Origin of the sequence: Micromonospora sp. NPDC049101, from assembly GCF_040648675.1 — a bacterium.
GTDB lineage: Bacteria > Actinomycetota > Actinomycetes > Mycobacteriales > Micromonosporaceae > Micromonospora.
On the sequence record NZ_JBEZED010000026.1, the window covers coordinates 18675 to 31680 of the forward strand.

Annotated in this window: 11 protein-coding genes; 2 read left to right on the plus strand and 9 right to left on the minus strand. The window is 73.2% G+C overall.

Annotated features, from left to right (window positions below):
* Positions 1-4: 4 nt before the first annotated feature.
* The 9 genes from cydC to deoC form a co-directional block, all read right to left on the minus strand.
* Positions 5-1867, minus strand: a complete 1863-nt coding sequence (gene cydC, locus AB0B57_RS28490) for a thiol reductant ABC exporter subunit CydC (RefSeq protein WP_357076346.1) — start codon at positions 1865-1867, stop codon at positions 5-7.
* Positions 1864-3540, minus strand: coding sequence for a thiol reductant ABC exporter subunit CydD (cydD, locus tag AB0B57_RS28495; RefSeq protein WP_357076349.1), 1677 nt, complete (start codon positions 3538-3540; stop codon positions 1864-1866). The genes cydC and cydD overlap by 4 nt, the downstream gene beginning before the upstream one ends.
* On the minus strand, positions 3537-4544 hold the full coding sequence (locus AB0B57_RS28500; protein WP_357076352.1) for a cytochrome d ubiquinol oxidase subunit II: 1008 nt from the start codon (positions 4542-4544) through the stop codon (positions 3537-3539). Before AB0B57_RS28500 ends, cydD begins: the two co-directional genes overlap by 4 nt.
* An 18-nt stretch (positions 4545-4562) precedes the next feature.
* Complete coding sequence (locus AB0B57_RS28505; RefSeq protein ID WP_357076355.1) at positions 4563-5816, minus strand: cytochrome ubiquinol oxidase subunit I; 1254 nt, start codon at positions 5814-5816, stop codon at positions 4563-4565.
* Positions 5817-6286: 470 nt separating this feature from the next.
* Positions 6287-7192 (minus strand): M56 family metallopeptidase, encoded by a 906-nt coding sequence (locus AB0B57_RS28510; protein WP_357076358.1) that lies wholly within the window; start codon positions 7190-7192, stop codon positions 6287-6289.
* Positions 7193-7202: 10 nt separating this feature from the next.
* Positions 7203-7700: a BlaI/MecI/CopY family transcriptional regulator gene (locus AB0B57_RS28515; RefSeq protein ID WP_357076361.1), complete on the minus strand. Its 498-nt coding sequence runs from the start codon at positions 7698-7700 to the stop codon at positions 7203-7205.
* A gap of 344 nt (positions 7701-8044) precedes the next feature.
* Positions 8045-8869 carry an aldehyde dehydrogenase family protein gene (locus AB0B57_RS28520; RefSeq protein ID WP_357076364.1) on the minus strand — a complete coding sequence of 275 codons (825 nt, stop codon included), beginning with the start codon at positions 8867-8869 and terminating at the stop codon, positions 8045-8047.
* Positions 8862-10286, minus strand: a complete 1425-nt coding sequence (locus AB0B57_RS28525) for an aldehyde dehydrogenase family protein (protein WP_357076367.1) — start codon at positions 10284-10286, stop codon at positions 8862-8864. The genes AB0B57_RS28520 and AB0B57_RS28525 overlap by 8 nt, the downstream gene beginning before the upstream one ends.
* Before the next feature lie 6 nt (positions 10287-10292).
* A complete protein-coding gene (gene deoC / locus AB0B57_RS28530; protein ID WP_357076370.1) occupies positions 10293-11321 on the minus strand; it encodes a deoxyribose-phosphate aldolase in 1029 nt (342 codons plus the stop codon).
* 127 nt (positions 11322-11448) lie between these two features.
* Between deoC and upp the strand changes: the two genes are divergently transcribed.
* Both upp and AB0B57_RS28540 read left to right on the plus strand, forming a co-directional pair.
* Complete coding sequence (gene upp / locus AB0B57_RS28535) at positions 11449-12081, plus strand: uracil phosphoribosyltransferase (protein ID WP_204943317.1); 633 nt, start codon at positions 11449-11451, stop codon at positions 12079-12081.
* 74 nt (positions 12082-12155) lie between these two features.
* A complete protein-coding gene (locus AB0B57_RS28540) occupies positions 12156-12833 on the plus strand; it encodes a GPP34 family phosphoprotein (protein WP_357076374.1) in 678 nt (225 codons plus the stop codon).
* Positions 12834-13006 lie beyond the last annotated feature (173 nt).

Sequence of the window (13006 nt, forward strand, 5' to 3'; positions counted from 1 at the left end):
TCGGTCAGGGGGCGAGCGCCAGGTAACCCCGTTCGGCCGCCGCCTGAAGCAGCCACTGGTCCCGGTACCAGCCGTCGGTGGCGACCAGCTCGGTGTGCCGACCCCGCTGGATCACCCGCCCGGCGTCGAGGACGACGATCTCGTCCAGCCCGGCCAGCCCGCTGAGCCGGTGGCTGATCAGCAGCACCGAGTGCCCGACGGGGGTGGCGGCGAGAGCGGACGCGAGCACCGCGTCCGCGGCGGCCGGGTCCAGCCCCTCGGTGGGCTCGTCGAGCACCAGCACGGGCGGCGCGGCGAGCAGGGCCCGGGCGAGGGCCAGCCGTTGCCGCTGGCCACCGGAGAGCTGCCCGCCCTCCTCGCCGACAAGCGTGTCCCAGCCGGCCGGCTGGGCGCGTACCCACTCCAGCAGACCGGCGGCGGCGGTGGCGGCGCCCAACTCCTCCTCGCCCGCCCCGGCGCGCCCGAGCAGCAGGTTCTCCCGCACCGTGGCGTGGAAGACGTACGCCTCGGCGAGCAGCCCGCCGACCGCGCGGGGCAGCGCCTCCGCGGCGTACGCCGACAGGTCCTGACCGTTCAGGGTGACCCGGCCGGACACCGGCCGGACGGTGCCGGTCAGCACGGCGGCCAGGGTGCTCTTGCCGGCGCCGCTCGGGCCGACCACCGCGATCCGGCGTCCGGCCGGCAGGTCCAGGCTGACGCCGTCCAGGGCGGGCGCCGCGCCGGCCCGGTACCGCACCGTCACGTCGTCGAAGCGCAGCTCGTGTGGACCGGTCAGGTCGGTGCTGCCGTCCGTGGCCGGGCGAGCCGGCGGGCCCGGGTCGAGCAGCGCGGCCACCCGGGCCAGGCCGGGACGCAGTTGCGTCCACTGTCGGGCCGCCGCGACCAGCGCCAGCGTCACCTCGACGGCGGCCAGTGCGCCGACGGCCAGGACGCCCACCAGCACCCCCGGCACGTCGGCGGCCAGCGCGGCCAGCACCACCGCCGCGGCGGTCACCCCGGCGGTCAGCACCCCGGCCGCGTCCACCGCGAACCCGGTGGCGGCCAGCCGGCGTTCCAGCCGGGCCAGCCGGCGGGCGCGCTGTTCGGCGACGCGCAGCATGCCGTCGGTCGCCCCGAAGGCGGCCAGGTCGGCGGCGCCGTGGGTCAGGTCGATCGCGTCGGTGGCCAGCGCGCCGCGCAGCGGGGCCACCTCGGCCGCGCTGCGGCGGGTGACCACGGTGGCCAGCGCGGGCAGCGCCACGCCGGCAACCAGCAGCCCGGCGGCGAGCGCCCCGGCGGCCGGCGGCGAGATCAACGCGGCCCCGGCGACCGCCAGCACACCGACCAGGGCCGCCGCCGAGCCCGGGACCAGCACCCGCAGCAGCAGATCCTGAACCGCCTCGACGTCGGAGACCAGCCGGCTCAGCACGTCCCCCGAGCGGTGTACGGCGCTGCGGCGGGCCGCGAGGGTGGCGAACACCTGGGCCCGGACGTCGGTGATCATGCGGAGCACCGCGTCGTGCCCGGCGAGCCGTTCGGTGTAGCGCAACACGCCCCGACTGATCGCCAGCGCCCGGACCGCGACGATCGCCACGGTGAGCCGGTCCAGTGGGGGCTGACCGGCGGCGCTCATCAACAGCCAGGTGGCCGTGGCCATCAGGGCCAGCCCGGCGAACTCGGTGGCGGCCGCGAGCAGCCCGGCACCAACGAGGCGGCCCAGGTACGGCCGGGCCAACCGCAACACGGCCCGCTCGGCGCCGGCCCGCCCGCCCGGTGCGTCGGCGGCGCTGGCCCGTCCGTCCAGGGTGGCGTCGGAGCTGGCCTGCCCGGCCGGTGCGGCGGCGGCCGGCTGCGCGTCTGCCGGGTCCGGTCCGTGTGCCGCGGTCATCGGGGCGCCCCTCCGGTGGGCTCGGGCGTCAGCTCGGTGACCCGACCGTCCTCGACACGCAGGATCCGGTCGGCGTCGGCGAGCAGCGCCGGTCGGTGTGCGACAAGCAGCGCGGTGCGCCCGGCGACCAGCCGGCGGGTGGCGTCGAGCACCACCGCCTCGGCCGCGGTGTCCAGTCGGGCGGTGGGTTCGTCGAGCAACACCACAGGTGCGGCACGCAGGAATGCCCGCGCCAGCGCGACCCGCTGCCGCTGCCCGCTGGACAGCCCGTGGCCGCGTTCGCCGAGCAGAGTGTCCAGGCCGTCCGGCAGACCGGCCACCACGTCGTCCAGGGCGGCGTCGTGCACCGCGGCGGCGAGTGCGTCAGCGGGGGTGTCCGGTGCGCCGAGCCGGATGTTGTCGGCCAGCGAGGCGGCGAAGAGGTGGGCCCGTTGCGGCACCCAGGCGAGCTGCCGACGCCAGGCGTCCAGGTCGGCGGTGGCGAGGTCGACCCCGTCCACGGTGACCCGGCCGCTGGTCGGGGTCACGAAACCGAGCAGCAGGCCGAGCAGGGTGCTCTTGCCGGCGCCGCTGGGCCCGATGACGGCGATCCGTTCGCCGGGCCGGATGGTCAGGGTCACGTCGCGCAGCGCGGTGGTCCGCTCGTACGCCACGGTCACCCTCTCGAACCGGATCTCGCGTCGCGCGTCCGGGGTGGTGGCGCCCTCGGCGGCCCGGGGTGCGGCGGGCGCGGCCGAGATGGTCAGTGCCTCGTCCAGCGCGGCGAGCCCCTCCATGCTGGCGTGGAAGCGGCTGCCGGCGGAGCGCAGCGGCAGGTACGCCTCCGGGGTGAGCAGCAGCACCAGCAGCGCGGTCTGCAGGGCCAGCCCGCCGCCGAGCAACCGGATGCCGACCGGCACCGCGACCAGGGCCACCGAGAGGGTGGCGACCAGCTCCAGCACCAGCGCGGACAGGAACGCGATCCGCAGCGTCTTCATGGTGGCCACGCGGTGCCCGTCGGCCATCCGGCGTACCACGTCGGTCTGCGCCCGGGCACGCCCGAACGCGCGCAGCGTGGGCAGCCCGGCGACCATGTCCAGGAAGTGCCCGCCGAGCAGCGACAGTCGGCGCCACTGCCGTTCGGTGGCGGCCTGCGCCTGCCAGCCGAGCAGTGCGCCGAAGACCGGGATCAGCGGCAGGGTGAGCGCGATGATCACCGCCGAACTCCAGTCGGCGAAGACGACCCGGGCCAGCACCGCCAGCGGCACTGTCACGCTGAGCACCAACTGCGGCAGGTACCCGGTGAAGTAGGCGTCCAACGCGTCCAACCCGCGCCCGGCCAGGGTGGCGAGCTGACCGGCCCGCTGCCCGGCCACCCAGCCGGGGCCGTGCCGGCCCACCGCGCCGAGCAGGTCGGCCCGCAGCACGGCCTTGACCGTGGCGGCGACCCGCGCCGAGAACGTGCCCTGGGCCCAGACCAGCGCCGAGCGGGCCGCGACCGCGACCACGAAGCCGGCCAACGCCTGCCGATCCAGCCGACCGTCGACGGCGGTGGCCAGCACCGACGCGAGCGCGGTGGCCTGCGCCACGATCAACCCGGCGGCGACCACACCCAGCAGCGCGAGCACGGCAAGATCGCGCCGGGCCGCGGGGACCCGGCGCAGCAGACGCGGGTCGAACGGACGGCGGTTCACCAGTACACCGGTGCCCTACCGTCGGTCCGTCCTCGGAAAACCCACCAGCACATCGCCTGGAAGCCTAGTAGGGCCGGAAGGAGCGGCAGCGCCACCCAGCCCAGCAGCCGCAGTGTCGGTGCGCTGGCGGCCGCGTCGGCCACCGTCAGCGAGGCACCCGGGTCGGTCGTGGACACCAGCACGTAGGGCCAGAGGGCTGCGCCGACCAGCACCACCGGCAGCGCCAGGGCGGCACCGGTGGCGACCAGAGCCCACCCCGGCCGCCGCCGCGCCAGCGCCGCGCGGGCCGCCAGCAGCGCCACCACGAGGAGCACCGGCAGGAGTACGGCCACCGCCGGCCGCTGGACCGCGTCGCGTACCCGGGCAGACAGCAGGCCCACGACGGTGGCCAGCGCGACCGCGGTGAGCGCCACCCGCACCAGCCGGCGGGCGGTGCGGCCGAGCACGGCGGCCTCGGCGGCCGGCAGACGCAGGGCGAGGAAGGTCGCGCCGTGTGCCGCGACCAGAGCGACCATGGCCAGCCCGGCGGCGGCCGCGAACGGGGTGGCGAGGTGCGCCACCCCGGCGACGTGCCCGTCGGCCTGGCGGGGTACGCCCTGCAACAGTGCGGCGAGCACCACACCCCAGCCCAGTGCGGCGAGTGCGCTGCCGATCGTCACGATGCGGTCCCACCGGGCGCGGATCCGCTCGTCGGCGTGCCGGCTGCGCAGTTGCACCCCGGCGGTGACCAGGATGACGCCGACCAGAGCGCCGGCGACGGCCGGATAGCAGCCGGCGAGCAACTCGCCCTCCAGCAGCGGAAACGCGCCGAACAGGATGCCCACGGCGGCCACCAGCCAGACCTCGTTGCCCAGGAAGAACGGGCCGAGCGCGGTGAGCGCGGCCCGCCGCCCGGCGGGGCTTGCGCCCCGCGCGAGCAGCAGCCCGACGCCGTAGTCGTAGCCGGCGAGCACCAGGTAGCTGGCGAAGAAGAGGCCGAGCAGGGCGTACCAGGCGAGGTCCACGGTCTTCTCCTCAGATGCTCAGACGAGGGCGGGTTCGGGAAGGGCCGGCTCGCCGGGCGTCGCCGGCGGGCGGCCGAGTGCCGGGTCGACCGCGCCGCGCTTGGCGTGTCGGGCCAGCAGCACCCAGTTGGTGACGGCGAGGGCGCCCAACAGCAGGCTGAACCCGATCAGCGAGGCCAGCATCAGCGGTGCGCCGACCGGGGAGACCGCCTGTTCGGTGGGGAGCAGCCCGTACGCCACCCAGGGTTGCCGGCCGACCTCCCGGGAGATCCAACCGAGGATCACCGCGACGAACGGCAGTGGCAGCGCCAACAGGATCAGCCAGAGCGGGAAGCGCAACCGGATGATCCAGTCGCGGAAGAGCAGGGGCAGCAGGAACCAGACGCAGCCGAGGGTGAAACCGGTCAGGATCATGAACCCGAGCCCGACGCTGGCCAGCACCGGTGGCGTGTAGTCGCCGGGGCCGAACCGGACGGTCCACTCGGCGATCAGCGCCTGGGCCTCCGCGCCCTGGCCGCCGAACTTGGTCGGCTGCACCTCGCCCACCGGGCCGAACTGGGCGAAACCGAAGCCCTGCACCAGGGAGATCGCCAGGGCCGAGGTGACCAGGCCGATCCGCAGCGAGGTGCGGAAGAACGCGAAGTCAGGGGTACGCCGGAGCAGGTGCCAGGCGCTGACCGCCGCCATCAGCATCCCGCCGACCAGCAACGCGGCCGAGACCACGTGACCGAACGCCATGCCGAGGGTGGGGTTGGTGAGCAGCGCGCCGAAGTCGGTGAGGTGGGCGATCCCGTCGCGGACCTCGTATCCGACCGGATTCTGCAGCCAGGAGTTGGCCACCATGATCCAGAACGCCGACGCGTACGCGGTGATCGCCACGCCCCACAGCAACGCGAGGTGGACACCCTTGCGGAGCTGGTGCCAGCCGAAGATCCACATCCCGAGGAACGTGGACTCCAGAAAGAACGCCACAAGCGTCTCCAGGGCCAGCGGCGCGCCGAAGACGTTGCCGACGTAGCGCGACAGGCCACTCCAGTTCAGCCCGAACTGGAACTCCATCACGATGCCGGTGGCGATGCCGAGCACGTAGTTGATCACGTAGAGCTGGCCCCAGTAGCGCGTGAGCCGCTCCCACTTCGGATTGCCGGTGATCACCCAGGCGGTCTGCATCCCGACCAGCAGGGTGACCAGCCCGAGCGTGACGACCACGAACAGGAAGTGGATCGAGGTGGTAGTGGCGAACTGCAGGCGGGCGAGGAGCAGGGTGTCCATGGCCGGCTCTCCGTAGTGTTGGCTCCCTTGTCGTAGCCACCCTACACGTAGTTTCTCTACATGTCCGACTACTACGCCCCGTCGTAAGTGAGTCTACGACATCATGTAGTAGATTGCGTCAGGGCTGTACCCGGCGGGTCAACCCGGGTGAGGAAGTGCCCCGATCGGGGAGCGGGTCGGGTCCGGCTTGGCGATCATGGAGTTGTGGTGCCGACTTTGGGGGTTTTACGGGCGTTCTGTTACCCACCACAACTCCATGATCGGCGAGGCAGTGCTGGCGTTCCACCTAACGCAACGGCGTTGACCAGGATGTAGTGGCCTCGCCGGCGGGCCGTGGATGCCACTAGAACCTGGATCGAGCGCGATCTTCGGATCGGTGCGCGGGAACGCGGCGCGCGGGAACGCGGGGTGGGCGGGCACGAGTGTGGGGTGCGTGTGGCGCTGGGGTCAGCTCGGGTGGAGCGCCGGGGTCAGCTCAGGAAGAGGGAGATCGGGAGGGCGACAAGCGTGCTGGCGACCGCGAGGGCGGTGGTGCCGAGCACCCGGGGCGGCCGGTCGCTGACCAGGAGACGCTGGACCCGTACGTCAAGATCGCGGTCGCCCATGCCCAGCGCGCCCGCCGGGGTGATTCGGTGACCGGCGGCGGCGAACCGGCGCAGGGCCCCCGCCAGCGGGGCCTCGGCGTGCAACTCACGGGCCTTGTCGTCGGCGCGCATCTCGACCAGCAGGGCGACCCGCTCATGGGCGTCGCGGACCCAGGCGAACCACGGCAACGCGCGGCACAGCGCGGTGAACGGCAACAGGACCAGGTCGTGCCGCTCGTGGGCGTGCGCACGCTCGTGGCTGAGCACCGCGGCCAGCTCGGCCCGGTCCAGCAGGTTCAGTGTGCCGGCGCTGACCACCACCTGCGGTTTCACGCCCGGCAGGCAGTACGCGGCGGCACTCGGATGATCCAGCACCAGCGCGCCGGGTGCGGCCGGGTCGTCCCGGGCGACCAGGGAGAGCAGGTCCCGGTGCCGGCGCTGGGCGCGTACGGTGCCGTGGATGCTGCGCACGGTCGTGGTGACCAGCACCGCACCGATGCCGAAGCCCACGCCGACGCCGGCCAGGTGGAACGTGCCCACCCCGATCGGCAGGGCGCCGTGGGCGAGGTCGTTGGCCAGGGCGAGCAGTGCGCTACCGGTTGGCAGGTCGTACGCGCTCAAGCCGAGCGCCATCGGCAGGCCCATCGCGGAGAGGCCCAGCGCCAGCCCGACAGCCTGCCAACAGATGATCGCCACCCGGGGGCTGCGCCACGTCCAGGTGGAGCGGGCCAGCACCTGAGCCGTCAGATAGCAGGCCAGCATGGTGGCGGCGAAGTGCACGGCGTAGGCCATGGCGCGCGCCCTACCGCTCCGCTGCCTCGCCGGCGGGTCGCCGGCCCACCGGCCCGTCCACCCGGTCGGTCAGGTCGGCACCCGACCCGGCCGGGCCCGGCGCGTTCGGCCCGGCGGCACCCGTGCCACCGGCGGTGGTGTCCAGCCCGGCCTCGTGTCCCAGTGCCGCCCGCAGCACCTCGGCCTCGGTGCCAGTGACCGAGCGGGCGAAGCGCACCAGCGCGGCGTCCCGGCTGCCACCCAGGTCCAGGGCGTCGAGCATGAGTTGAGCGATGTGCGCCTCGCGGCTGGCCGTTGGACGGTACCGCCAGGCCCGACCTTCGCGCTCCCGCTGCACCATGCCCTTGCCGGCGAGCCGGTCCAGCACTGTCATCACCGTGGTGTACGCCAGCTCGCGACCATCGAGCGCGTCGGCCACCTCGCGCACGGTCACACCATCCGACGTGCCGGGGACCACGTCCCACAGCACGTCCATCACCGCACGCTCAAGATCGCCCAACCGAGTCACCACCCAATCCTACCCCCGGTAGTAGACCCCCCACCGACCCCACCAGGCCGTCCCCTGCCCACGCCCACCCACGCCAGCGGCGATCATGGGGTTGACCGGCTTGACGGAGATCAAACACCCCGCCACCCCCGTGATCACCAGCCAGGATCGGCGGCGCCGACGCGGGGCCGGCGGCCGACGCCCGCCGACCGGCAACCCACCCCGAGGCAGTGCCCCTGAGCTGAACCAGCCGGCGAACCCGGCCCACGTCAGGTTTTCCGGGGGAGCCCGCCCACGCAGGGATCAAGCCTGACCGCCCGGAGTGGGCGGGCTCCCCCGGAAAACCCAAAGGCCGAGAAAGACGATCACACCCCCTTGGGGTGCCACACCGTCTTCGTCTCCAACAGCGCGGTCATCGGCGCCACCCCCGGGTCGGCGGTCCAGTCGTGGTCGGCCGAGGCCGGGCGGAGCACCCGCTTGAGGTTCTCCGCGGCCTTGACCTCAAGGTCGGTGGCGAGTGCGGTGTCGGTCACCCCGGTCAGGTCGATCGCGTTGACGTCCATGTGGGCCGCCAGCGCCGGCGCGGTCTCGGTGATCGCGCCAGTGAGAATGTTGACCACCCCGCCGGGCAGGTCGGAGGTGGCCAGCACCTCGGCCAGCGTCACCGCCGCCAGTGGCTCCGACGGCGACGCCGCCACCACCACCGTGTTGCCGCTGACGATCGCCGGGGCGATGACGCTGACCAGGCCGAGCAGCGCCGGGCGTTCCGGAGCGACCACCGCGACCACACCGGTCGGCTCCGGGGCGGAGATGTTGAAGTACGGGCCGGCGACCGGGTTGGCGCCGCCGTAGACCTGGGCGAGCTTGTCGGCCCAGCCGGCGTACCAGACCCAGCGATCGACCGCGGCGTCCACCTCGTCGCCGGGGATGCCGAGGGCGACGAACTGCGCGCGGCGGCCCTCCAGCATCTCGGCGGCCCGGTAGAGGATCTGACCCCGGTTGTACGCGGTCGCACCGGCCCAGCCCTTCACGGCGGCGCGGGCGGCGACCACCGCGTCCCGGGCGTCCTTGCGGGAGGCCAGTGACACATTCGAGGACTGCACGAGATACGACCGTCCCGACTCGCTGCGCGGGAACTTCCCGCCGATGAAGAGCTTGTACGTCTTGCGTACCGCGACCCGCTCAGACATTGAGGTACCCCTCCAGCCCGTGCCGGCCGCCCTCGCGACCGTAGCCCGACTCCTTGTAGCCACCGAACGGCGAGGTGGGGTCGAACTTGTTGAACGTGTTGGCCCAGACCACGCCGGCGCGCAGCCGGTCGGCCATCCACAGGATTCGGGAGCCCTTGTCCGTCCAGATTCCCGCCGACAGCCCGTACGGCGTGTTGTTGGCCTTTTCCACGGCCTCGGCCGGGGTGCGGAAGGTGAGCACCGACAGCACCGGGCCGAAGATCTCCTCCCGGGCGACACGGTGGGCCTGGGTGACGCCGGTGAAGATGGTCGGCGCGAACCAGAAGCCACGGTCGGGCAGGTCGCACGGCGGTGACCAGCGTTCGGCGCCCTCGGCCGAGCCGGCGTCGGACAGTTCGCGGATCCGTTCCAGCTGGGCGGCGGAGTTGATTGCCCCGACGTCGGTGTTCTTGTCCAGTGGGTCGCCGACCCGGAGTTGGGCCATCCGCCGCTTCAGCGACTCCAGTACGCGGTCGGCGACGTTCTCCTGGACCAGCAGCCGCGAGCCGGCGCAGCAGACGTGCCCCTGGTTGAAGAAGATGCCGTTGACGATGCCCTCGACGGCCTGGTCGATGGGGGCGTCGTCGAAGACGATGTTGGCGGCCTTGCCGCCCAGCTCCAGGGTGAGCTTCTTGCGGGTGCCGGCGACGGAACGGGCGATGGCCCGGCCGACCTCGGTGGAGCCGGTGAAGGCGACCTTGTCCACGCCGGGGTGTTCGACAAGTGTGCGACCGGTGTCGCCGGCGCCGGTGAGGATGTTGACCACACCGGCCGGCAGGTCGGCCTGCTGGCAGATCTCGGCGAACAGCAGCGCGGTCAGCGGGGTGGTCTCGGCGGGCTTCAGCACCACCGTGTTGCCGGCGGCGAGCGCCGGGGCGATCTTCCAGGCCAGCATCAGCAGCGGGAAGTTCCAGGGGATGACCTGCGCGGCCACGCCGATCGGCCGCGGGTTCGGCCCGAAGCCGGCATGACCCAGCTTGTCGGCCCAGCCCGCGTAGTAGAAGAAGTGCGCGGCGACCAGCGGCAGGTCGACGTCGCGGCTCTCCCGGATCGGCTTGCCGTTGTCCAGCGATTCCAGGACGGCCAGCTCGCGGGAGCGTTCCTGGACGAGACGGGCGATCCGGTACAGGTACTTGGCCCGGTCGCGGCCCGACATCGGGCCCCAGACCTTGTCGTACGCCTTGCGGGCGGCGCGTACCGCGCGCTCGACGTCGGCGGCGCCGGCCCAGGTGACCTCGGCGAGCACCTCCTCCGAAGCAGGATTGATCGTCTTGTGGAGATCCTCGCCGTCGACGAACTCGCCGTCGATGAACAAACCGTAGGACGGCTTGAGGTCGACGATCGCGCGCGACTCGGGCGCAGGGGCGTATTCGAACATCGGCTATCAGTCCAGGGTGAAGTAGTCGGGACCGGAGTAGACGCCGGTCGTCAGCTTGGTGCGCTGCATCAGCAGGTCGTTGAGCAGGCTGGACGCGCCGAAGCGGAACCAGTCCGGGTCGAGCCAGTCCGGGCCGACGGTCTCGTTGACCATCACCAGGTACTTGATGGCGTCCTTGGTGGTCTTGATGCCACCGGCGGGCTTCACGCCCACCTGCCGCCCGGTCGCCTCGCGGAAGTCACGGACCGCCTCCAGCATCACCAGGGTCACCGGCATCGTCGCCGCGACCGGGACCTTGCCGGTGGAGGTCTTGATGAAGTCGCCGCCGGCCAGCATGGCCAGCCAGGAGGCCCGCCGCACGTTGTCGTAGGTGGCCAGCTCGCCGGTCTCCAGGATCACCTTGAGGTGGGCGTCGCCGCAGGCTTTCTTGGTGGCCACGATCTCGTCGTAGACCTCCTGGTACCGCCCGGCCAGGAACGCACCCCGGTTGATCACCATGTCGATCTCGTCGGCACCGGCCGCCACGGCGGCCCGGGTGTCGGCCAGCTTGATCTCCAACGGCGCCTGGCCGGACGGGAACGCGGTCGCCACGCTGGCCAGGTGAACGATGCCGGGTCCGGCCGGCGCGGCGCCGGCCGCCTCAACCGGTCCGCCGGCTGACCGCCCGGCCCCGGCGGCGCTGCCCCGCAGCACCTCGGCGACGTACGGGACCATCGCCGGGTAGACGCAGACCGCGCCGACGTGCGGGCAGGACGGGTCGGCCGGGTCCGGGCGCAGCGCCTTCGCGGCGAGCGCGCGCACCTTGCCCGGGGTGTCCGCGCCTTCCAGGGTGGTCAGGTCGACCATGCGGATCGCCAGGTCGATCGCCTGGGCCTTGGCGGTGGTCTTGATGGATCGGGTGCCGAGCTGTGCCGCCCGCTGCTCCGCGCCGACCTGGTCCACGCCCGGTAGGCCGTGCAGGAAGGTCCGCAGAGCGGTCTCGGATCGTCCCAGCTCGGAGAGCTCCGACCGGGCCGACGTCGTTGTCGCCGTCATGCCCCGAAGTCTACGCACCGGAAGGCCAAGTGATCTTGCTCACAGCGGGTGGGCCGGACGTGAGCGGCGTCGCTGGTCCGAGCGCGGCCGCACCGCCGAGCCGGGTGGACCGGTAGGTTGAGCGATCGTGGACGTACACGTCATTGACCACCCGCTGGCCCAGTCCAGGTTGACTGCCATGCGGGACGCGCGCACCGATTCCTCGACGTTCCGGGCGGCGCTGCACGAACTGACCACCATGCTGGTGTACGAGGCGGCGCGTACCTTCCCCGTCGAGCGGTACCCGGTGCAGACGCCGGTCACCGGCACCGAGGGCACCCGGCTGGCGAACCCGCCGCTGCTGGTCCCGGTGCTGCGGGCCGGCCTGGGTATGGCGGACGCCGCGCTCGGCCTGCTGCCCGAGTCCTCGATGGGCTTCGTCGGCCTGGCCCGGGACGAGGAGACCTACGAGCCGCGCGCGTACATGGAGTCGTTGCCCCGCGACCTGGCCGGGAAGCCGGTGCTGGTGCTGGACCCGATGCTGGCCACCGGTGGCTCGCTGGAGCACTCCTGCCGGCTGCTGGCCGACCGCGGCTGCACCGACATCACCGTGCTCTGCGTACTCGCCGCGCCGGTCGGCATCGAGCGGCTGGAACGCTCCGGTCTGCCGTTGCGCCTGGTCACGGCCTCGATCGACGAGGGGCTCAACGACCGAATGTTCATCGTTCCCGGGCTCGGCGACGCCGGTGACCGCCAGTTCGGCGGCATGCCCCGGTTCTGAGGGCGGCACCCGGTTGGTGCCGGGTCGGGCGGGTCCGTGCGCGGTGGTGCGCGGACCCGCTACCGTCTCCGGCCATGACTGGTGTTGCGCTCGCCGAGGAGTTGTTGCTCCTCGCCTACGACGACACGACCGGCAAGGCGACCATGCCGCGAATCAGCCTGGACCTGGGCATGGCCGCCGCGGTGCTGGTCGAGCTGGCCCTGGCCGGCCGGATCGCGTACGCCGACGGATCGTTGGCAGTGATCGACCCGACGCCCACCGGCGAGCCGGTCGCCGACGAGGTGTTGGGCCGGGTCGCGGCCGACACCCCGCACAGCCCGGCCTCCTGGGTGCAGCGCCTGCGGCACGGCCTGCGGGACCGGATCCTCGGGGATCTGTGCAGCCAGGGTGTGGTCCGCGACGTCGACGAGACCGAGTTGGGCTTCATCCACGTGCACCGCTACCCGGTCGTGGACGCCTCCGTCGAGGCGGAGACCCGGCAGCGGCTGGCCGAGGCCCTGGCCGGCGCGGCGGCCCCGGACGAGCGGACCGCCGCACTGGCCACCCTGGTCGTGGTGCTGCGGATGGAGTCCGCGCTCGGGGTGAGCGGCGACACCGCCGCCGACGCGCGCCGTCGGCTGGAGGAGATCGCCACCGGAGCCGGCTTCTCTGGTGAGGTGAGCACCGACGACTCGGTGGTCCGTCCCTCGGTCGGCCTGGTCGTCGCCGCTCTGGGCCGCGCCGTCGACCAGGCCCTCGGCCCGCGCCGCTGACCGTCGGACCGACCCCGCTCGGCCTGCCCTTTGCTCTGCACCCGCGGAGGCGCCACCCGGCTCTGCACCCGCGGAGGCGCCACCCGGCTCTGCACCCGCGGAGGCGCCGCACCCGGCCGCTCTGCACCCGCCGGGCGCCGTCCTTTGCTCTGCACCCGCCGAGGCGCCACCGG

Coding starts and splice junctions, on each gene's coding strand:
- deoC (WP_357076370.1), bottom strand. CDS start 11,321: ATGACGGCGACAACGACGTCGGCCCGGTCGGAGCTCTCCGAGCTGGGA.
- AB0B57_RS28525 (WP_357076367.1), bottom strand. CDS start 10,286: ATGTTCGAATACGCCCCTGCGCCCGAGTCGCGCGCGATCGTCGACCTC.
- AB0B57_RS28505 (WP_357076355.1), bottom strand. CDS start 5,816: ATGGACACCCTGCTCCTCGCCCGCCTGCAGTTCGCCACTACCACCTCG.
- AB0B57_RS28510 (WP_357076358.1), bottom strand. CDS start 7,192: ATGGCCTACGCCGTGCACTTCGCCGCCACCATGCTGGCCTGCTATCTG.
- AB0B57_RS28520 (WP_357076364.1), bottom strand. CDS start 8,869: ATGTCTGAGCGGGTCGCGGTACGCAAGACGTACAAGCTCTTCATCGGC.
- cydC (WP_357076346.1), bottom strand. CDS start 1,867: ATGACCGCGGCACACGGACCGGACCCGGCAGACGCGCAGCCGGCCGCC.
- AB0B57_RS28540 (WP_357076374.1), top strand. CDS start 12,156: ATGACTGGTGTTGCGCTCGCCGAGGAGTTGTTGCTCCTCGCCTACGAC.